Below are 18,438 nucleotides of genomic sequence, written 5' to 3'. Positions count from 1 at the left end.
GATTATGTCCTTGTCGATCTGAATACAGACACATAGCTGCGCCGTCAATTCGCCGCAGCGCGGCACGGATCTGTCTTATACGACATAATATTTCGATTTATCATCTCTTATAGTTGCATTGTTGCTTTGCGAATCGTAGAACGGGGCAAATCGGCGCGGTGATTCCGCACCGCAGCACTGGACAGGAGACGCAGATGGCCCTCGACGCCCCGACCCCGATCGCCCCCTATGACGCACCCGTCAAGGATCTGTATGACGTGGGCGAAATGCCGCCCCTGGGCCATGTCCCCGCGCAGATGCATGCCTGGACGATCCGCCGGGAACGTCACGGCGAACCCGACACCGCGATGCAGCTGGAGGTGGTTGAGACGCCGTCCATCGACAGCAACGAGGTGCTGGTGCTGGTGATGGCCGCGGGGGTCAACTACAACGGCATCTGGGCGGGCCTCGGCCAGCCGATCAGCCCCTTCGACGGGCACGGCGCGGACCATCACATCGCGGGCTCGGATGCCTCTGGGATCGTGTGGGCGGTGGGCGACAAGGTCAAGCGCTGGAAGGTCGGCGACGAGGTCGTGATCCATTGCAACCAGGATGACGGCGACGACGAGCATTGCAACGGCGGCGACCCGATGTTCTCGCCCACGCAGCGGATCTGGGGCTACGAGACGCCGGATGGCAGCTTCGCCCAGTTCACCCGCGTGCAGGCCCAGCAGCTGATGCCCCGCCCCACCCACCTGACCTGGGAGGAATCGGCCTGCTACACCCTGACCCTGGCCACCGCCTATCGCATGCTGTTCGGCCATGAGCCGCATGAGCTGAAGCCCGGCATGAACGTGCTGGTCTGGGGCGCCTCGGGGGGCCTGGGGTCCTATGCCATCCAGCTGATCAACGCGGCGGGCGGCAATGCCATCGGCGTCATCAGCGAAGAGGACAAGCGCGACTTCGTCATGGGCTTGGGCGCGAAAGGTGTCATCAACCGCAAGGAATTCCGCTGCTGGGGCCAGCTGCCCACCGTGAACACCCCCGAATACAAGGAGTGGTTCACCGAGGCGCGCAAGTTCGGCAAGGCCATCTGGGACATCACCGGCAAGGGCAACAATGTCGACATCGTCTTCGAGCATCCGGGCGAGGCGACCTTCCCCGTCTCGACCCTGGTCTGCAAGAAGGGCGGCATGATCGTCATCTGCGCCGGCACCACCGGGTTCAACTGCACCTTCGACGTGCGCTATCTGTGGATGCACCAGAAGCGCGTGCAAGGATCGCATTTCGCGCATCTCAAGCAGGCCAGCGCCGCCAACCAGCTGATGCTGGAACGTCGCCTGGACCCCTGCATGTCCGAGGTCTTTCCCTGGGCCGACATTCCGGCGGCGCATATGAAGATGTACAAGAACCAGCACAAGCCGGGCAACATGTCCGTCCTGGTGCAATCCCCCGTCCCGGGCCTGCGCACCTTCGAGGATGCGCTGGACGCCGGTCGCCGCTGAGGCGCGTCGCATGAGGAGGCCCGGCCCGGGAAGGCCGGGCCTTTTCATCAGGGTTGTTCAGGCCGCGCGCTCGGGCGATCCGGCGGGCTTGCAGCGCCAGCTGGCGATACGCTCTTGCGGGTGGGTCTCGACCCATTTGGCCAGCTGGGTCTGGGCGCCCATCATGCAGCCCATCAGACCGATCTCTTCGGTGAACAGAAGGCTGCGGTCGCGGCAGCTGGCGGGTTCGCTGGACAGGCAGACGACGAAAAGCAGTTCGATCATGGGCAACACCATCCGTTTGCCCTCCCCGTCCGTCATCATCTCATATCCGGCGCGGTCGACCGAATCCTTCCGCAGCCGACGGGGGCCGTCTCCGGCGGGATGCCCACCGGTCGGGCAGATTGCGCGGCCTTTGCGCTGCGCTGCAGCAATTCAGGCCTTGCGCTCGTCCTGGTCCGCATAGCGGCATTTCCACTCGCGGACCTGCACGGTCGGGTGAGTCTCGCTCCATCGGGCCAGTTCGTTCTGGCCCTGCAGCATGCAGGTGAACAGGCCGTTCTGCTCTTCGAACAGCAGGCTGTGGTCTGTGCAGGTCTCGGGGTCGGTCAACAGGCAGGCAACGAAGAACAGTTCGATCATCGCGACATTCCTTCGAGAGCGGCCCGCCGCGCGCGGACATCGGGACACACGCAGGGCGGGCGGGAAAAGTTGCACGGCGCTTTGCCTTGCCGCGCAAGGCAGGCTAAGGGTCGATCATGACACACCCCGCCCCCGCCCCGACCCTTTCGCCCGATCAGGCCGATGCATGGGACGCGCTGACCGAGACATTCAGCGCGGCCGGCATCGACATCATCGCAGAAGAACTGCATCCGCCCCAGTCGGGCAAAGGTCGGGTGATGGCCGTGATCGGCAAGGCCGGCTCCGGCAAGACGTTGATGCTGTCGCAGATCACCAAGGCCCTGCTGGGTGCCGGGGTCGAGCTGATCAGCCCCGATTACGAGGGCCGGCGCCGCAAGGACCGGCGCAGCGTGGCGATCCTGGCGCCCACCAACAAGGCGGCCTTCGTGCTGCGCATGCGCGGCGTGCCCGCGACGACGATCCACCGCATCCTCTATACGCCCCTCTACGATCCGGAATACGAGAAGATCGCCGAATGGCTGACCGGTGCCGGCGAGCGTCCGGTGACCGACGCGCTGCCCGACGCGGCGCTGGACAAGGCCAAGGCCTTCTATGACATCCATGCCTCGATCCCCGGCGCGCTGGCCACGGCGGGGTTGCGCGGGTCGGATTTCATCAAGGGCTGGACGCGGCGCGAGGAAGGGCTGGATGTCGGGCTGGTCGACGAGGCCTCGATGCTGGACGAGAAGCAGTTCGAGGACCTGCGCGAGATCTTTCCGGTGCTGGTCCTGTTCGGGGATCCGGCGCAGCTGGCCCCGGTGGGCCTGTCCGGAGAGATGGTCTTTGACAAGCTGGCCGCCCCGCAGCGCCTGATGCTGAGCCGCATCCACCGGCAGGCCGACGACAGCCCGATTCTGGACCTGGCCCACGCGCTGGCCGACGACCAGCTGGGCTTTCACGCTTTCGAGCGGCTGGTCCGCGAGGCCGCCCGCAAGGACGACCGGGTGGTCTGGGCGGAGCGGGTGGAAAGCGACCTGATGGCCCGCAGCCCGGTGCTGGTCTGGCGCAATGCGACGCGGATCCGGCTGATCCATGCCTTCCGCACCGCCTTCGGCGCGCCGGGCGATGCGCTGCTGCCGGGCGAGCCGCTGGTCTGCGACGGGCTGGAGCTGCCCGTCAAGCATCGCAAGAAGCGCATCGATCTGGAGGCGCGCGGCCTGATCAAGGGCGCGCAGGTCGTCTATCTGGGCCCGGGCCGCAAACCGGGCTTCTCGCGCCTGCATGTGATCGGCGCCGAGGATCCGCGCCTGTCGGCGGCCAGCATCGTCAAGATCGAGATGCCCGATGCCGAGGAGCCCTTCATCCCCTTCGCCGCCCGCATGGGCGCGGCCTTCCTGCACGGGGCGGCGGTGACCATCCACAAGGCGCAGGGCAGCCAATGGCCCGAGGTGCAGGTCTTCGGCCCCGACATCGCCGCCGCCGCCTGGTCGAATCGGTCCGAGGCGGGCGTGCCGCTGTGGAAGCGCCTGACCTATGTGGCGATCACCCGCGCGCAGGAGCGGCTCTACTGGGTGACCAAGTCGCGGTTGGCACGGCCTGCGGGGCCGCTGACGACAGACGATCTGATCGCGCCGGTGGCACCCTTGGCGCTGGATGCCGAAGAAGCGTGAGTCCGGCCAAGGCCGGGGGCTGTCTGCCCCCGGACCCCCGAGGATATTTCCGCCAAGATGAAGGGGCGAGCCGGGCTCAGGTCCGGGCGGGCGGGGACTGGCGCTGGATCGACAGGCGCAGGGCCTCGGTCAGGGCCTCGCGCGGCAGGCCGGTTTCCTGCGAAAGCCGCATGATCCCGAAATGGACGCGGGCGACCTCCTGATAGTAGCGGGCGAAGGTGTAGTTGATCGAGGCGCCGACCACAGCGCCCAGGACCGGGGCGGCCTGGGCGGCCATCTTCTGGCCGAGCGAGATCGACAGCCGGGGCGCGACCTTGCTGATCAGCCCCTGCACGGTCTGGCCGGTGACCGACATGCGCGCGGCCAGAAGCCCCAGATCGGTCGCGTCATCGTCGGCCATCGGCCCTGCGGCGGCGAAGATGCGCAGGCATTCCTGCTGGACCTCGTCGCTGTCCGGGTCGAGCCCGTGTTCGACCGCGATGTCCAGCATGGCGCGCAGCAGCAGCGTCACGGTGAAGGGCAGCTCGACCAGGGCGCCCGCGAAGCCGCCCACGCCCCCCGCCGCACCGCTGACCGTCGAAGCTAGGCGGTTGAACAGGTCGCCCCGGTCGCGGACCACCCGGCGCGACCGGCTGGCCGCTCCGAAGGCGCGCGTCAGGGCCGCGCGGGTGACACCGTCCAGCCGGTTGCGGACGAAGGCGGGCAGGCGCTCGATCAGCCCCTCGGCGCTTGCGCCGATGCGGGCCATCAGTTGCATGCCGGTTCCGGCGGCCTCCAGATGGCGGCGAGCGAGCCGGTCGATCTGCGCATGCAGCAGCGGATCGGTGATCGGCGGCAGGATCAGATGGCGGCTGTCGGTCATGAGGCGGGGTCTTTCGGAGGGTCGACCTGAATACAGGCCGTTCGGTCCGGCGCGGTCGGAACAGGGCGGGGCGGTTCCGGTTCGCGCTGGACCGGTCCAGTCACGTCAACCCAAGCGCCGGGGCGAAGTTCCAGCCCCAGGACGCGATCGGGATTGGTGGGGGGCGGCATCTCGACCCCGTCCAGCCGCTGGAAGCCGAAGCGTGAATAATAGGGCGCGTCGCCCACCAGCAGCACCCGCGCGAACCCCATCGTCCGCGCCCGGGCCAGGCTGTCGCGCATCAGCAACCCGCCCAGGCCCTCGCCCTGCGCGGTGGGATGGACGGCGACCGGACCCAGCAGCAGGATCCGTCGCCCCGCCACCCGCGCGGGCCAGTAGCGGATCGCCGCCATCAGCACGTGTGATGGATCGCGCAGCACCAGGCACAGCCGGGCCACGCGCGGCACCCCGTCGCGCAGACGGTACGAGGACAGCGCCGTCCGCCCCGGCGCGAAGCACAGATCATAGAGCGCCTCGACCTCGGGCGTATCCTCGGGCAGTTCGGGGCAGATCTCGTACATTGCGCCTCCTTGTCGGCGGCGACTTAGCACGGGTTTGCGACAGGCGGAACATTGCGCCGCGCGAAAAGCGGTGGCAGGTTGGCGCCGCAACGCCAAAGGAGGCCGCCCATGTTCTATCGCCCCGAAGCCGGACACGGCCTGCCCCACAATCCCTTCAACGCCATCGTCGCCCCCCGTCCGATCGGCTGGATCTCGACCCGGGGGGCGCAGGGGGACAATCTGGCGCCCTATTCCTTCTTCAATGCGGTCGCCTATGTGCCGCCGCAGGTGATGTTCGCCTCGACCGGGGCCAAGCGCGACCGGCAGGGCACCAAGGACAGCGTCGCCCAGATCATCGAGACCGGGGTGTTCTGCGTCAACATCGCAACCGGCGACCTGCGCGACGCGGTCAACGCCTCGTCGGCGCCCCTGCCGGCGGGGACCAGCGAGTTCGGCGCAGCGGGGATCGAGGCCGCCGGTTGCACGACCATCGACTGCCCGCGCGTGGCCGGGGCGGCAGCGGCGCTGGAATGCCGGATGACGCAGATCGTGCCCCTGGCGGGCGAGGCGAACTTTGCCGTCTTCGGCGTGGTGACGGGGATCCACATGCGTGACGATTGCGTGATCGACGGACGCTTCGATCCGCGCGCGGCGGGCGGCTGGATCGCGCGCTTGGGCTACAAGGATTACGCCACCGTGACCGAGCTGTTCCAGATGGACCGCCCGGAATGAGCCGTAGCGTCAGGGACTATGTCCGCTCCATCCACGATTTCCCGCATGAGGGGATCATCTTTCGCGACGTGACGACGCTGTTCGCCGATGCGCGCGGCTTCCGCATGGCGGTCGACCAGATCTTGCACGCCTATGCGGGCATGCGGATCGACAAGGTCGTGGGGCTGGAGGCGCGGGGCTTCATCCTGGGGGGCGCGGTGGCCCATCAGCTGTCCACCGGCTTCGTGCCGATCCGCAAGAAGGGCAAGCTGCCCGGCACCGTCATCAGCGAAGCCTATACGCTGGAATATGGCGAGGCGATCATGGAGATCCATGACGACGCCCTGCGCCCGGGGGAAAAGGTGCTGATCGTGGACGATCTGCTGGCCACCGGGGGCACGGCGGCGGCCTCGATCAAGCTGTGCCGCAGGCTGGGGGCCGAGGTGATCGGCTGCGCCTTCGTCATCGACCTGCCCGATCTGGGCGGACGGGCAGTGCTGGAGGGCCTGGACATGCCCGTCCACGCGCTCTGCGCATTCGAGGGCGACTAGGCCAGCACCGCGCCGGGGTTCATGATGCCAAGGGGGTCCAGCGCCCCCTTGATGGCGCGCATGGCGGTCAGGCGGGCCGGATCGCCCCACCGGGCCAGATCCGCGACCTTCAGCCGACCCACCCCATGCTCGGCCGAGAACGAACCGCCGCGCGCCATGACCATCTCGTGGATGCCCTGCGACAGGTCGCGGCGGATGTCGTCGTAGTCCTCGCGCTGGCGACCGGCGGCGGGGAACAGATTGTAATGCAGGTTGCCGTCGCCCAGATGGCCGAAGCAGTTCACCCGCATGTCGCCACGCCCGGCTAGCATCGCATCTGCATCCGTGATGAAGCCCGCCACCTGCGACAGCGGCAGGCTGATGTCATGGCTGGCGATCGCGCCGACATGGCGGTTGGCCAGCGGGATATGTTCGCGCAGGGCCCAAAGATCGGCGGCCTGCTGGCCCGATTGCGCGATCACCCCGTCATGGACCAGCCCGGCCTCCAACCCTTGGGTGAACAGCCCCTCCAGCGCGGCATCGGCGGGCAGGCCGGCGGGAAGGCCGACCTCGACCAGCACCAGCCAATCAGGGCGCTCGGCGAAGGGCTGGCGCATGTCGGGGAAGGCCGCGTCCAGGAACCGCAGGCTGATGCCCGAGATCAGCTCGAACGCCGTCACGCCCCCCGACAGGCGCGCCTGCGCCAGGGACAGAAGCTGCAGCGCGGCGGCGGGGCTGTCGACCACCAGCAGCGCCACGCCCTGCTCTGCGGGCACCGGGGCCAGCACCAGCGACGCGGCGGTGATGATGCCCAACGTTCCCTCGGCCCCGATCAGCAAATCGCGAAGGTCGTAGCCTGTATTGTCCTTCCGCAGGCGCTTCAGATCGTGCATCACCTCGCCCGAGGGCAGCACGGCCTCGATCCCCAGGCACAGCGCGCGGGCATTGCCATAGCGCAGGACGTTGACGCCGCCGGCATTGGTCGCCAGAACGCCGCCGATCTGCGCGCTGCCCTGCGAGGCCAGCGACAGCGGGAACTGCCGGTCCACCCCAGCAGCGGCCATGCGCGCGGCCTGCAGGGTGACGCCCGCCTCGGCGATCATCACGCCCTCGTCGGGAAAGACGTCGCGGATCGCGGTCATGCGTTCCAGCGACAGGATCAGCGGCGCGGGGCCCTCCGACATGATCTGGCCGCCGACCAGCCCGGTCCCGCCGCCGCGCGGGACGACCGGCACGCGCGCCGCCGCGCAGGCGCGGATGATGGCGGCGCATTCCTGCACGTCGCGGGGGGCGGCCACCAGCCCTACCTGGCCCGTCAGGCGACCCCTCGGCTCCTCGGTATAGGCGGGGCCGGGATCGCGCAGCACGCCCTGCGGCAGGCGGGCGGCGAGGGCGGCGTCGGCGGGGGTCAGCATGGCTCAGCGCACCTCGGTCTTGCCGCGCCGGTCATGGCGCAGGTTGGCATAGAGGACATGGTTGCGCCAGCGCCCGCCGATCTGCAGATAGCTTTGCGCCACGCCCTCGTATTTGAAGCCCGATTTCTCAAGCACCCCGCGCGAGGCGGCGTTCTCGGGCAGGCAGGCGGCCTCGACCCGGCTGAGATCCAGGCCCGTGAAGGCGTGATGCACCAGAACCCCGATGGCCTCGCGCATGTAGCCCTGCCGGGCGAAGGATTGCCCGATCCAGTAGCCGATGGTGCCCGATTGTGCAGGACCACGCCGGACATTGTCCAGCGTGATCGCCCCGAGCAGCCGCTCGTTGCGGTCCAGCACGAACAGCGGGAAGGCCGTCCCCGCCCGGGCCGAGCGCGCCGCCCAATAGACGCGGTTGGTGAAGCTTTTCCGCGACAGGTGGTCGGGGGACCAGACCGGCTCCCACGGGGTCAGGAAGGCGCGGCTGTCATGGCGCAGCCCGGACCAGGCATTGAAGTCGGAATGCTGGGGCAGGCGCAGCACGATCCGTTCCGCATCCAGCCGGAACGGACGGCGCCGCGCCAGGATCATGCGGCCAGTCTTTCGGCCAAGGCCTCGCGCGAGGGTGCACCCTCGACCGGACCGTAGAGCGCCAGCGCGGGCCGGGCGGTGGCCAGCAGCCGCTCGGCATGGGCGCGCACATCGGCGGCGGTCACGGCGGCGATGCGCTCGGCCACCTCGGCGGGGTCGGGCACCCTGCCCCAGATCGCCAGGCTGCGCGCCATGCGCTCGGCCTGTCCCGAGGGGCTTTCCAGGCCCATCAGCAGGCCCGCGCGGAGCTGAGCTTTCGCGCGGGCGATCTCGGCCTCGGACATGTCCTCGGTCGCGCGCTTGATCTCGTCGATGGTCAGGGTGGCCAGATCGGCCAGATCCTCGGCCCCGGTGCCCGCATAGATGGTCAGCATGCCGGTATCGTCATGGAAACCCGACTGCGCGAAGATCGTGTAGCACAGCCCGCGTTCCTCGCGGATCTTCTGGAACAGCCGGGACGACATGCCGCCCCCAAGCGCCGAGGAGAAGATCTGGGCCGCGTAGAAATCGGGCGCCAGATAGCCCGGCCCCTCCAGCGCCAGCGCGAAATGCGCCTGCTCCAGCGGCTTGACGGTGCGCGTCTCGAGGCCCTGCCAGCGGGCTTCCTCGCGGGCGCCCTGGGGGCGGGGCGCGATATGGCCCAGCACCTTCTCGGCCAGCCGCAGGATGCGGTCGTGATCGACCGCGCCCGCCGCCGCCACGACCATCTGGCCGGGGCCGTAATTCTCGGTCACGAAGCCCGCCAGATCGGCCCGCCCGAAGGCGCTGATGCGTTCGGCGGGGCCCAGGATGGTGCGGCCCATCGGCTGGTCGGGATAGGCGGCCTCTTGCAGCCAGTCGAAGATGATGTCGTCGGGCGTGTCCATCGACTGCCCGATCTCCTGCAGGATCACGCCGCGCTCGACCTCGATCTCGCGCTCCTCGAAGACCGGGTTCAGCACGATGTCGCTGATCACGTCGAAGGCCAGGTCGACATCATCCTCCAGCACGCGCACGTAATAGGCGGTGGCGTCGCGCGAGGTATAGGCGTTGATATAGCCGCCCACATCCTCGATCGCCTCGGCGATCTGCAGGGCGCTGCGGGTGGCAGTGCCCTTGAAGGCCATGTGTTCCAGGAAATGCGCGATGCCGTTCTGGTCGGCGCGCTCGTTGCGGCCGCCCGCACTGACCCAGATGCCCAGGGCCGCCGAATGCAGCCCCGGCATCTGGCGGGTCACGATGCGCAGCCCGTTGGGCAGGGTGGTCAGGCGGAATGTGGGATCTTGGCTCAAATCGTCCTCCGGTCAAGAATCAAGGACTTAAGCGCCTCGGCGTCGTTTTCAATGCGGGTCATGCGTTCGGGCAGGTCGAAGAGGTCCGCCATATGCGGCGGCAGCGCCGGGCGCAGGCCGATGGCGCGCTCGACCGCATCGGGGAACTTGGCCGGATGCGCGGTGGCCAGCGTCACCATCGGCACGCCCGGCTCCAGATGGCGCTCGGCCACGGCGACACCCACGGCGCTGTGCGGGCACAGGATCTCTCCGGTGCGCGCGCGGACCGAGCGGATCGTCTCCAGCGTCTCGTCCTCGCTGACGCGGCCCGAGGCATATTCCTCGCGCAGCGTCTGCAACGCGCCTTGGCTGATGGTGAAGCCGCCTGCCTTCAGCTCGTCCATCAGCTGCCGGATCGCGCCCGCATCGCCCCCATAGGCCAGATACAGCGCGCGTTCGAAATTCGAGCTGACCTGGATGTCCATCGAGGGGCTGATCGAGGGCTCGACCTCGCCGGTGCGGTACTCGCCCTGCGTCAGCGCGCGGTAAAGGATGTCGTTCTGGTTGGTGGCCACGATCAGGCGGCGGATCGGCAGGCCCATGCGGCGCGCGATGGAGCCCGCCAGGATGTCGCCGAAATTGCCGGTCGGCACGCAGAAATCCGTGGGCCGCATCCCAAGCGAGGCGGTTGCGGTGAAGTAATAGACGATCTGCGCCATGACGCGGGCCCAGTTGATGCTGTTCACGCCCGCCAGCCCGACCGTGTCGCGGAAGGCGTGGTCGTTGAACAGATCCTTGAGCCGCGCCTGGCAATCGTCGAAATGCCCGGTCACGGCAAGCGCATGGACATTGGCGGCCGGCGGCGTGGTCATCTGGCGGCGCTGCACCTCGCTGACGCGGCCATGCGGATACATGATGAAGACGTCCACGTTGTCGATGCCCCGGAACGCCTCGATCGCCGCCGAGCCGGTATCGCCCGAGGTCGCGCCCACGATGGTCACGCGGTCGCCGGACCGCGTCAGCGCGATCTGGAACAGCTGCGCGATCAGCTGCATCGCGAAATCCTTGAAGGCCAGCGTGGGGCCGTGGAACAGCTCCAGCAGGTGATGGCCGGGGGCCAGCTGCACCAAGGGCGCGCGGGCGTCATGGGCGATGCGGGCATAGGCCCGCTCAACGGCGCCGCGCAGTTCCGCGTCCGTGAAGCTGTCGCCGGTGAAGGGGCGGATGACGCGGAAGGCGACCTCCTCGTAGGGAAGGCCATCAAGGCGGTCCAGGCCCTCGATCACCGGGATCGTCTCGGGCAGATACAGGCCCCCGTCGCGTGCCAGCCCCGACAGCATGGCCTGTTCAAAATCCAGTACCGGGGCCTGGCCCCGCGTCGAGACGTAACGCATCGGAATTCCTTCAGTAGCTGCGCTGCCTGATACGCCAGATCAGCGCCAGTGTCATCACCGCCCAGGTGGCCGCGATCAGGAACCACTGGAAGGCATAGGACAGGTGATTGTTGGGGATGCCCTCGATGGCGACCGGGATCGGCTCGGCCCCCTGCGCGTCCCCGGTGACGTAGCTGGCGACGACCAGCACCGGCAGCGTGTCCAGCGCCAGCGCCATGGCCTCGACATCGCGGGCGAACCAGATGTTCTCGTCCAGGTTCGGCGCGGGGGTGGACGAGCTGGCATCCTGCGGCCAGTGCAGGTTGCCGGTCACCTGCAGCCGCACCGGGGGCCGCTCGCTGTGCCGCGCCTCCTGCGGCACGAAGCCCCGGTCCAGCAGGATCGCCCGCCCGTCATCGGTGATGAAGCGCGAGACGATCTGATAACCCGCGCCCTGCTCGCGGGTGTGGGACAGCACGTCGATCTCGGCCCCGGTGGTGGTGCCGGTGACGGTGACCGGCAGATATTTCATCGACGGGTCGATCTCGGCGGGCAGCGGCACCGGCTCGGCCTGGATGCCGGCGGTGATCTGGTCCAGCATCCCCTCCTTCCAGTCGCGCCGCTCCAGCTGCCACAGGCCCAGCTGGATCAGTGCGGCGCAGCCGACGATGCCGAGGATCAGGGGGAACAGATAGCGGCGCATGGACGGGCTCCGGGCAGCAGAGACAACGAAAAACGCGCGGAGGAGGTCCCCCGCGCGTCCCGATCAGCGAAAGGCGGGATCAGCTTCCCCAGACATAGATCACGGCGAAGAGCACCAGCCAGATCACGTCGACGAAGTGCCAGTACCAGGCGGCGGCCTCGAAGCCCAGATGCTGGTCCTTGGTCATCTGGCCGCGCTGGAAGCGCAGCAGGCAGACCGCCAGGAAGATCGTGCCGATGACCACGTGCAGACCGTGGAAGCCCGTCGCGATGTAGAAGGCCGAGGCATAGGCCGTGTCCGCCAGGCCAAAGGCCGCGTGGCTGTATTCATAGGCTTGCATGCCGGTGAAGATGATCCCCAGGATCACCGCGATGGCCAGACCGTTGATGGCGACCTTGCGGTCCCCCTCGTGGACCCAGGCATGGTGCGCCCAGGTGACCGCGACGCCCGACAGAAGCAGGATCAGCGTGTTGATGAAGGGCAGATGCCAGGGGTCGAAGGTCTCGATGCCGTCGGGCGGCCAGACGCCATCGGTGATGGGGCTGTTCTCGCTCATCGGATACATCGCGTGCTTGATGAAGTTCCAGAACAGCGTGACGAACAGCATCGCCTCGGACATCACGAAGAGGATGAAGCCGTATTGCAGGCCAAGCCGCACCACCGGGGTGTGGTCGCCCGATTCGGCCTCGCGCACCATGTCCGCCCACCAGGCGAAGGCGACATAGCAGGTCGCGATCAGGCCGATGGCGAACATCCACGGGCCGGTGATCGGGGCGCCCATCACGGTGACCTCTCCGGTCATCCAGGCGGTGGCGCCGAACAGCATGACGAAGACCGCCACGGCGGTGAGGAACGGCCAGACCGAGGCCGGAAGAATGTGGTAGTCGTGGTTCTTTGCATGCGCCATGGCGGATTCCCGTCGGCTCCCTCGGTTTCGTCTCAGTTGATGGTGTCGGCCGGGCCGGTGTCAAGCGCCGCACGACGCGGCTCGGTCAGGTGAAAGGTGTAGGACAGCGTGATGTCGCGGATATGGCTGGCATCGTGGTCCTTGACCAGGTCGGGATCGACAAAGAAGCTGACGGGCATTTCCATGCTTTCGCCGGGCTGCAGGGTCTGTTCGGTGAAGCAGAAACATTCGACCTTGATGAAGTAATAGCCCGTCACCTCGGGGGCGACGTTGTAGCTGGCCGTGCCGGTCAGGGGCCGGTCCGAGGTGTTCGTCGCCTCGTAGAAGGCCAGCCCGCTCTCGCCGATCTTCAGGTCCATGCGGGTCTGCATGGGCCGGAAAGTCCAGTCGAGGTTCGAATCGGTGTTCGCGTCGAAGCGCACCGTCACGATCTCGTCCAGCACCTCCTCGGACAGGCTCTGCGAGACCTGCGTGGTGCCGCCGAAGCCGGTGACCTTGCAGAACCAGTTGTAGAAGGGCACCGCCGCCCAGGCCAGTGCGCCCATGGTCACGACCACACCCACCAGCATGGCAACGGTGCGGCCCTCGGGGCTGAGACGTTTCATTGCGGATCCTCCTGCGGGATGGTGCGGGGCGCCACGGGCTCGACCGGGGTCATCGAGACGCGGGGCTGGTGGTCATAGGCCTCCAGCAGGCCGCCCTGCTGCACCTTGACGACCGTCAGCCCGAAGACCAGCGCGACGAAGCCGATCAGCACCACCCCCAGCCCCACGTTGCGGGACCGGCGACGGCCATGAATTTCGTGTTCGGTCTTGAGTGCCATCACCAGCCTCCGATCCAGCTTTGCACCAGAAGTGCCAGGAAATGCAGGAATAGGTAATAGAGCGACAGCTTGAACACCTGCCTCTCGACCGCGTAGCCATCGGCCACGGCCTGCTCCTCGGACCGGCGCAGGATCCTCCAGCCGCCATGGATGAAGGCCGCATTCAGCACCACCGCCACCGCCATGTACAGGGGCCCGCCGATCGAGGTCAGCCCCAGCCACAACGCGAAGGGCGCCAGCACCAGCGTATAGGCGAAGATGTGGCGGCGGGTGACCGGACGACCATGGGTCACGGTCAGCATCGGCACGCCGGCCTTGTGGTAGTCTTCCTTCATGAACAGCGCCAGCGCCCAGAAATGGGGCGGGGTCCAGAAGAAGACCAGCGCGAACATCAGCAGCGATTCCAGCGTGATGCCGCCGGTGGCGCAGGCCCATCCGATCATCGGGGGAAAGGCGCCCGCCGCCCCGCCGATGACGATGTTCTGCGGTGTCCAGCGCTTGAGCCAGACGGTATAGACCACCGCATAGAAGAAGATGGTGAAGGCTAGGAAGCCGGCCGCGAACCAGTTCGCGACCAGCCCCAGCATCATCACCGAGAGGACCGACAGCACCAGCCCCAGGCCAAGCGCCTCGCCGCCCTCGACCCGGCCCGAGGGGATCGGGCGCGATTGGGTGCGGTTCATCACCGCATCGATGTCGCGGTCGTACCACATGTTCAGCGCACCCGAGGCTCCGCCGCCAAGCGCGATGAACAGGACCGAGCAGAAGGCGATGAAGGGATGCACGTCGATGGGGGCCACGAACAGACCGACAAAGGCCGTGAAGACGACCAGCGACATCACCCGGGGCTTCAGCAGGGCGACATAGTCGCCGAACTGGGCCTCGGGGGCGGTCTCGTATGCATTGATATCGGTCATCGCGCCTGCAATCCTGGTTCCTTGGCCCTGCCGGCAGAATGCCGGAAGGGCCACTGGTCGGGGTCAGTCCACGCGGGCCAGATCGACCCGGGCATCGGCATCAAGGCTGGCGGTCGGCGCGGGCTCATCGCCCAGGGTGCCGCCCTGCTCGGCCACCCAGGCCGCGAAGACCTCGGGGCTGACCGCCTTCACGACGATGGGCATATAGGCATGGTTGATGCCGCACAGTTCGCTGCACTGGCCGAAATAGACGCCTTCCTGCTCGACATTGAACCAGGCTTGGGCGATGCGGCCCGGGACGGCGTCCTGCTTCACGGCGAAGGCCGGGATGGTCCAGGAATGGATCACGTCGCTGGCGGTCACCTGCAGCAGCACCGTCTGGCCCACGGGCACCACCACGGCGGTGTCGGTCGCCAGCAGGTATTCGTCGGGGGCATAGCCGAACTCGGCCAGCTCGTCCTCGGGCAGCATCAGCGAATCGAAGGCGATGCCGTTCTCGGGATATTCATAGGACCAGTACCACTGGTGCCCGGTCGTCTTGATGACCAGATCCGGGCTGTCGGGCATTTCCTGGCTGCGGAACAGGATCGGCAGCGAGAAGGCCCCGATGGCCACCAGGATCAGCACCGGGACCAGCGTCCAGCCGATCTCCAGCGTGGTGTTGTGGGTGAACTTGGCCGGCACCGGGTTGGACCGGCTGTTGAACCGCACGATGACATACAGAAGCAGCAGGCAGACCACCGCGGTCACGAAGGCGATGATGATCAGCACGAACTGATCCAGCCATTGCTGGTCGCGCGCCAGCTCGGTCGAGGCGGGCTGGAACCCCATCCCGCCGGCGATCGGCTTGCCGATCGTGGGCAGATCGCCCAGAACATCCTGCGCCGCCGCCGCCCCGGCCAGCATGCCCGCAGTTGCGAACCCTGTCGCTGCCGCGAATGCACGGCCCATCATCGCTCTTGCCATCATTCCATCCCGTTGCAGTGGCTCGGCCTCACGGGCCGCAGGGACCGCCGGGAGGCTGCCCCTTTTCCTTTCACAGTGTCCGTTCTATGACCATATCTGGCCCGCACGGGCAAGGCTTACCTACATCATTCGCGACCGGGAAGGGAACGCGACCCCCTGCCGCGCCTGCCCCGGGGCCGATCGCCCCCCGCCCCTCACCGTCAGGAGACCCGCATGAGCCGTCCGCCCTTCGATCCCTTCTCGGCCGATCTGGACCGCGACCGCGCCCTCAAGGTCCTCATCGGCGCCGTCGACGGCGCCGATGACGGAGAACTGTTCCTGGAACGCAGCCAGCACGAGCAGCTGGTCTTCGATGACGGGCGGCTGCGCAATTCCAGCTTCATGGCCGGGCGCGGCTTCGGCCTGCGCGCGGTCCTGGGCGAGGTGACCGGCTATGCCCATTCGACCGAGATCTCGGAACCCGCGTTGCGCCGCGCGGCCGAGACGGCGCGTCTGGCCGTGGGCCGGGGCGGCGGCACGGCGGCCCTGCCGCCCTCGATGCAGCCGGTGGCGCTCTATCCCGCGATCGACCCGGCCTCGGACATTCCCACCGCGCGGCGCATCGCGCTGCTGCGCGAGATCGACGCCTATGCCCGGGCGCTGGATCCGCGCGTGGTGCAGGTCACCGTCTCGATGGGCAGCAGCATCCAGGAGGTCGCGATCCTGCGCCCCGAGGGCGGGCTGGCCACCGACATCCGCCCCATGGCGCGGCTGAGTGTCGCGGTCATCCTGGAGAACAACGACCGCCGCGAGACCGGCGGCGCCGGCGGCGGCGGGCGCCATGCGCTGGAGCCGCTGATGGCGCCGGAGCATTGGCAGGCCCTGGTCCACGAGGCCGTCCGCATCGCCGAGGTGAACCTGCGCTCGGTCCCCGCGCCGGCCGGGGTGATGGATGTGGTCCTGGGCCCGGGCTGGCCCGGCATCCTGCTGCACGAGGCCGTGGGCCACGGGCTGGAGGGCGATTTCAACCGCAAGAAGGCCTCGGCCTTCGCGGGGCTGCTGGGCCAGCGCGTCGCGGCCCCCGGTGTCACCGTGATCGACGACGGCACGATCGAGGGGCGGCGCGGCAGCATCAACATCGACGACGAGGGCACGCCCCCCGCCCGCAACGTGCTGATCGAGGACGGCATCCTGACGGGCTATATGCAGGACCGCCAGAACGCGCGGCTGATGGGCGTCGCGCCCACCGGCAACGGCCGGCGCGAAAGCTTCGCCCATGTGCCGATGCCGCGCATGACCAACACCTACATGCCGGGTGGCGATGCCGATCCGGCGGCGATCCTGGCCGACCTGCGCGACGGCATCTATGCGGTGGGTTTCGGCGGCGGGCAGGTGGACATCACCAACGGCAAGTTCGTCTTCTCCTGCACCGAGGCCTATCGGGTGAAGAACGGCGTGGTCGGCGAGCCGATTCGCGGCGCCACCCTGATCGGCGACGGCGCCACGGCCCTGCAGAAGGTCCGCGCCATCGGCAACGACATGGCGCTGGATCCCGGCATCGGCAATTGCGGCAAGCAGGGGCAATGGGTTCCCGTGGGCGTGGGCCAGCCCACGCTGATGATCGGCGGGCTGACGGTGGGCGGCTCGGCCGCCTGACGCGGCCCCCGGTGGCGCGCTTGGGTCCGCACCGCTAACCGGTTGTTAACCCCTACGGAGTATCCCTGATGCCAGATCGCGGACGGAGGCATCATGGATACCGGACTGACCCCAGCCAATACCCCCCGCCCGCCGGTCGCGAGCCCCGGATCTGGCCGCATCACGGGCGATGATGATCTGACCGTGCTGCGGCTGATCCGCTCGCGCCGGGTCGGGCCCGCAACCTTCCACCGGCTGATCGCGGAACATGGCTCGGCCCGGGCGGCACTGGCCGCGCTTCCGGGCATCGCCGCCCAGGCCGGCATCACCGATTACGGCTGCTGCCCCGAAGGAGTCGCCAGTGCCGAACTGGCCGCCGGGCGCCGCGTGGGGGCGCGGCTGCTGCGCTGCGATGATCCCGCCTATCCCCCGGCCCTGCGCCAGATCGAGGGCGCCCCCCCGGTCCTCTGGCTGCGCGGGGATCCCTCCTGGCTGTCGCGCGACATCATCGCGGTCATCGGCGCGCGCAATGCCTCGTCCCTGGGGATGCGCATGGCGCGTGGCATGGCGGCGGGCCTGGGCGAGGCGGGCCTGGCCGTCGTGGCGGGACTGGCGCGCGGCATCGATGCCGCCGCCCATGACGCGGCCCTGCCCACCGGCACCATCGCGGTGATGGCGGGCGGCGTCGACGTGATCTATCCGGCGGAAAACGCCGTCCTGGCTGCGCAGATCGCCGAACGCGGCGTCCTTTTGTCCGAACAGCCGCCGGGCACCGAACCCGCCGCCCGGCATTTCCCCACCCGCAACCGCATCGTCTCGGGCCTCTCGCAGGCGGTGGTGGTGATCGAGGCCGCGCAGCGCTCGGGCACGCTGATCACGGCGCGCAACGCGCTGGACCAGGGGCGCGAGGTGATGGCCGTGCCCGGGCACCCGATGGATGCCCGCGCCGCCGGCTGCAACGCCCTGATCCGCGACGGCGCCACCCTCGTGCGCAGTGCTGCCGATGTGGTCGATGCGCTGGCGAATCTGCGTCCCGCCGCCGCAGCCGGGGACCGGCCGCCCGCCGCGGCCAGACCTGCCGCCCTGCCGCCGCTGCGTTCCGCAGCCCCCCCACCGCGGCGTCCCGCCGCCCCGCTGTCCCGCGACGGCGGCGGCCCGATCCATCTGGAAAGCCGCATCCTATCGCGCCTCACCCCCTCACCCACCGAGGAGAACGACCTGATCCGCGACCTGGGCGTGCCGGCCGCCACCGCCAATGCGGTGATCCTCTCGCTGGAGCTGCAGGGCCGCGTCACCCGCCTGGCCGGGGGCCGCCTCGCCCTCTCGTGATCCTGCGGCGGTCCGGAAATATCCCGGGGGAGTCGCGCCCTGCGCGACGGGGGCAGCGCCCCCTGCCCCGCCTCCCGACATTATCCCGGGACATCACCCCCCGTTGACACGGCGCGCCTCGGCACCCATCTTGCCGCCCCATTGCATCTGTCCGAGG

At 68.5% G+C, this 18,438-nt stretch carries 20 protein-coding genes; 6 read left to right on the top strand and 14 right to left on the bottom strand.

Annotated elements, in window-relative coordinates; translation table 11 throughout:
• Positions 1 to 194 precede the first annotated feature (194 nt).
• Positions 195 to 1,484 carry a crotonyl-CoA carboxylase/reductase gene (ccrA, locus tag FA743_RS14060; RefSeq protein WP_136886736.1) on the top strand — a complete coding sequence of 430 codons (1,290 nt, stop codon included), beginning with the start codon at positions 195 to 197 and terminating at the stop codon, positions 1,482 to 1,484.
• A gap of 57 nt (positions 1,485 to 1,541) precedes the next feature.
• On the opposite strand, the gene FA743_RS14055 is transcribed toward ccrA, so the two are convergent.
• Both FA743_RS14055 and FA743_RS14050 read right to left on the bottom strand, forming a co-directional pair.
• On the bottom strand, positions 1,542 to 1,748 hold the full coding sequence (locus FA743_RS14055; protein WP_136886735.1) for a hypothetical protein: 207 nt from the start codon (positions 1,746 to 1,748) through the stop codon (positions 1,542 to 1,544).
• Between the two features lie 150 nt (positions 1,749 to 1,898).
• Complete coding sequence (locus FA743_RS14050) at positions 1,899 to 2,105, bottom strand: hypothetical protein (RefSeq protein ID WP_136886734.1); 207 nt, start codon at positions 2,103 to 2,105, stop codon at positions 1,899 to 1,901.
• Between the two features lie 116 nt (positions 2,106 to 2,221).
• Here FA743_RS14050 and FA743_RS14045 point away from each other — a divergent pair, with 116 nt between their 5' ends.
• Positions 2,222 to 3,754, top strand: coding sequence for an ATP-dependent DNA helicase (locus FA743_RS14045; RefSeq protein ID WP_136886733.1), 1,533 nt, complete (start codon positions 2,222 to 2,224; stop codon positions 3,752 to 3,754).
• A gap of 76 nt (positions 3,755 to 3,830) precedes the next feature.
• Here the strand turns inward: FA743_RS14045 and FA743_RS14040 are convergent, their stop codons facing one another.
• The gene (locus tag FA743_RS14040) at positions 3,831 to 4,616 is read right to left on the bottom strand and encodes an EcsC family protein (protein ID WP_136886732.1); all 786 of its coding nucleotides are present in this window, start codon (positions 4,614 to 4,616) and stop codon (positions 3,831 to 3,833) included.
• Positions 4,613 to 5,176 (bottom strand): GNAT family N-acetyltransferase, encoded by a 564-nt coding sequence (locus FA743_RS14035; protein ID WP_136886731.1) that lies wholly within the window; start codon positions 5,174 to 5,176, stop codon positions 4,613 to 4,615. Before FA743_RS14035 ends, FA743_RS14040 begins: the two co-directional genes overlap by 4 nt.
• Positions 5,177 to 5,284: 108 nt before the next feature.
• Between FA743_RS14035 and FA743_RS14030 the strand changes: the two genes are divergently transcribed.
• On the top strand, positions 5,285 to 5,887 hold the full coding sequence (locus FA743_RS14030; protein ID WP_136886730.1) for a flavin reductase family protein: 603 nt from the start codon (positions 5,285 to 5,287) through the stop codon (positions 5,885 to 5,887).
• The gene (locus FA743_RS14025) at positions 5,884 to 6,417 is read left to right on the top strand and encodes an adenine phosphoribosyltransferase (protein ID WP_136886729.1); all 534 of its coding nucleotides are present in this window, start codon (positions 5,884 to 5,886) and stop codon (positions 6,415 to 6,417) included. The genes FA743_RS14030 and FA743_RS14025 overlap by 4 nt, the downstream gene beginning before the upstream one ends.
• Here FA743_RS14025 and FA743_RS14020 read toward each other — a convergent pair.
• From FA743_RS14020 to coxB, 10 genes are all read right to left on the bottom strand, one after another.
• Positions 6,414 to 7,811, bottom strand: coding sequence for an FAD-binding oxidoreductase (locus FA743_RS14020; RefSeq protein ID WP_136886728.1), 1,398 nt, complete (start codon positions 7,809 to 7,811; stop codon positions 6,414 to 6,416). The two genes, FA743_RS14025 and FA743_RS14020, sit on opposite strands and share 4 nt — an antisense overlap.
• Before the next feature lie 3 nt (positions 7,812 to 7,814).
• The gene (locus FA743_RS14015) at positions 7,815 to 8,396 is read right to left on the bottom strand and encodes a GNAT family N-acetyltransferase (RefSeq protein WP_136886770.1); all 582 of its coding nucleotides are present in this window, start codon (positions 8,394 to 8,396) and stop codon (positions 7,815 to 7,817) included.
• A complete protein-coding gene (locus FA743_RS14010) occupies positions 8,396 to 9,670 on the bottom strand; it encodes a M16 family metallopeptidase (protein WP_281281784.1) in 1,275 nt (424 codons plus the stop codon). Before FA743_RS14010 ends, FA743_RS14015 begins: the two co-directional genes overlap by 1 nt.
• On the bottom strand, positions 9,667 to 11,043 hold the full coding sequence (gene thrC, locus FA743_RS14005; RefSeq protein WP_136886727.1) for a threonine synthase: 1,377 nt from the start codon (positions 11,041 to 11,043) through the stop codon (positions 9,667 to 9,669). Before thrC ends, FA743_RS14010 begins: the two co-directional genes overlap by 4 nt.
• A gap of 10 nt (positions 11,044 to 11,053) precedes the next feature.
• Positions 11,054 to 11,725, bottom strand: coding sequence for an SURF1 family protein (locus FA743_RS14000; protein ID WP_136886726.1), 672 nt, complete (start codon positions 11,723 to 11,725; stop codon positions 11,054 to 11,056).
• Positions 11,726 to 11,804: 79 nt separating this feature from the next.
• Positions 11,805 to 12,632, bottom strand: a complete 828-nt coding sequence (locus FA743_RS13995) for a cytochrome c oxidase subunit 3 (RefSeq protein ID WP_136886725.1) — start codon at positions 12,630 to 12,632, stop codon at positions 11,805 to 11,807.
• A gap of 32 nt (positions 12,633 to 12,664) precedes the next feature.
• Positions 12,665 to 13,237, bottom strand: a complete 573-nt coding sequence (locus FA743_RS13990; protein WP_136886724.1) for a cytochrome c oxidase assembly protein — start codon at positions 13,235 to 13,237, stop codon at positions 12,665 to 12,667.
• Positions 13,234 to 13,455, bottom strand: a complete 222-nt coding sequence (locus tag FA743_RS13985; RefSeq protein WP_136886723.1) for a hypothetical protein — start codon at positions 13,453 to 13,455, stop codon at positions 13,234 to 13,236. Before FA743_RS13985 ends, FA743_RS13990 begins: the two co-directional genes overlap by 4 nt.
• Complete coding sequence (cyoE, locus tag FA743_RS13980; RefSeq protein ID WP_136886722.1) at positions 13,455 to 14,372, bottom strand: heme o synthase; 918 nt, start codon at positions 14,370 to 14,372, stop codon at positions 13,455 to 13,457. Before cyoE ends, FA743_RS13985 begins: the two co-directional genes overlap by 1 nt.
• A gap of 63 nt (positions 14,373 to 14,435) precedes the next feature.
• Positions 14,436 to 15,326: a cytochrome c oxidase subunit II gene (gene coxB, locus FA743_RS13975; RefSeq protein WP_246054968.1), complete on the bottom strand. Its 891-nt coding sequence runs from the start codon at positions 15,324 to 15,326 to the stop codon at positions 14,436 to 14,438.
• 225 nt (positions 15,327 to 15,551) lie between these two features.
• Between coxB and tldD the strand changes: the two genes are divergently transcribed.
• Together tldD and dprA are read left to right on the top strand one after the other, a co-directional pair.
• The gene (tldD, locus tag FA743_RS13970; protein ID WP_136886720.1) at positions 15,552 to 16,973 is read left to right on the top strand and encodes a metalloprotease TldD; all 1,422 of its coding nucleotides are present in this window, start codon (positions 15,552 to 15,554) and stop codon (positions 16,971 to 16,973) included.
• Positions 16,974 to 17,066: 93 nt separating this feature from the next.
• Positions 17,067 to 18,281 (top strand): DNA-processing protein DprA, encoded by a 1,215-nt coding sequence (gene dprA / locus FA743_RS13965; protein ID WP_136886719.1) that lies wholly within the window; start codon positions 17,067 to 17,069, stop codon positions 18,279 to 18,281.
• Positions 18,282 to 18,438 lie beyond the last annotated feature (157 nt).

This window comes from Paracoccus gahaiensis (genome assembly GCF_005048225.1).
In the GTDB taxonomy this organism is placed as follows: Bacteria; Pseudomonadota; Alphaproteobacteria; order Rhodobacterales; family Rhodobacteraceae; genus Paracoccus; species Paracoccus gahaiensis.
This window is presented reverse-complemented; position numbering and strand designations above follow the sequence as displayed.

Bases quoted from the DNA above. Each gene is read 5' to 3' on its own strand.
- tldD (WP_136886720.1), top strand. From the start codon at position 15,552: ATGAGCCGTCCGCCCTTCGATCCCTTCTCGGCCGATCTGGACCGCGAC.
- FA743_RS14050 (WP_136886734.1), bottom strand. From the start codon at position 2,105: ATGATCGAACTGTTCTTCGTTGCCTGCCTGTTGACCGACCCCGAGACC.
- FA743_RS14035 (WP_136886731.1), bottom strand. From the start codon at position 5,176: ATGTACGAGATCTGCCCCGAACTGCCCGAGGATACGCCCGAGGTCGAG.
- FA743_RS14020 (WP_136886728.1), bottom strand. From the start codon at position 7,811: ATGCTGACCCCCGCCGACGCCGCCCTCGCCGCCCGCCTGCCGCAGGGC.
- FA743_RS14030 (WP_136886730.1), top strand. From the start codon at position 5,285: ATGTTCTATCGCCCCGAAGCCGGACACGGCCTGCCCCACAATCCCTTC.
- cyoE (WP_136886722.1), bottom strand. From the start codon at position 14,372: ATGACCGATATCAATGCATACGAGACCGCCCCCGAGGCCCAGTTCGGC.
- FA743_RS13995 (WP_136886725.1), bottom strand. From the start codon at position 12,632: ATGGCGCATGCAAAGAACCACGACTACCACATTCTTCCGGCCTCGGTC.
- FA743_RS14045 (WP_136886733.1), top strand. From the start codon at position 2,222: ATGACACACCCCGCCCCCGCCCCGACCCTTTCGCCCGATCAGGCCGAT.
- FA743_RS13985 (WP_136886723.1), bottom strand. From the start codon at position 13,455: ATGGCACTCAAGACCGAACACGAAATTCATGGCCGTCGCCGGTCCCGC.
- FA743_RS14025 (WP_136886729.1), top strand. From the start codon at position 5,884: ATGAGCCGTAGCGTCAGGGACTATGTCCGCTCCATCCACGATTTCCCG.
- FA743_RS14055 (WP_136886735.1), bottom strand. From the start codon at position 1,748: ATGATCGAACTGCTTTTCGTCGTCTGCCTGTCCAGCGAACCCGCCAGC.
- dprA (WP_136886719.1), top strand. From the start codon at position 17,067: ATGGATACCGGACTGACCCCAGCCAATACCCCCCGCCCGCCGGTCGCG.
- FA743_RS14040 (WP_136886732.1), bottom strand. From the start codon at position 4,616: ATGACCGACAGCCGCCATCTGATCCTGCCGCCGATCACCGATCCGCTG.
- FA743_RS13990 (WP_136886724.1), bottom strand. From the start codon at position 13,237: ATGAAACGTCTCAGCCCCGAGGGCCGCACCGTTGCCATGCTGGTGGGT.
- coxB (WP_246054968.1), bottom strand. From the start codon at position 15,326: ATGATGGGCCGTGCATTCGCGGCAGCGACAGGGTTCGCAACTGCGGGC.
- ccrA (WP_136886736.1), top strand. From the start codon at position 195: ATGGCCCTCGACGCCCCGACCCCGATCGCCCCCTATGACGCACCCGTC.
- FA743_RS14000 (WP_136886726.1), bottom strand. From the start codon at position 11,725: ATGCGCCGCTATCTGTTCCCCCTGATCCTCGGCATCGTCGGCTGCGCC.
- thrC (WP_136886727.1), bottom strand. From the start codon at position 11,043: ATGCGTTACGTCTCGACGCGGGGCCAGGCCCCGGTACTGGATTTTGAA.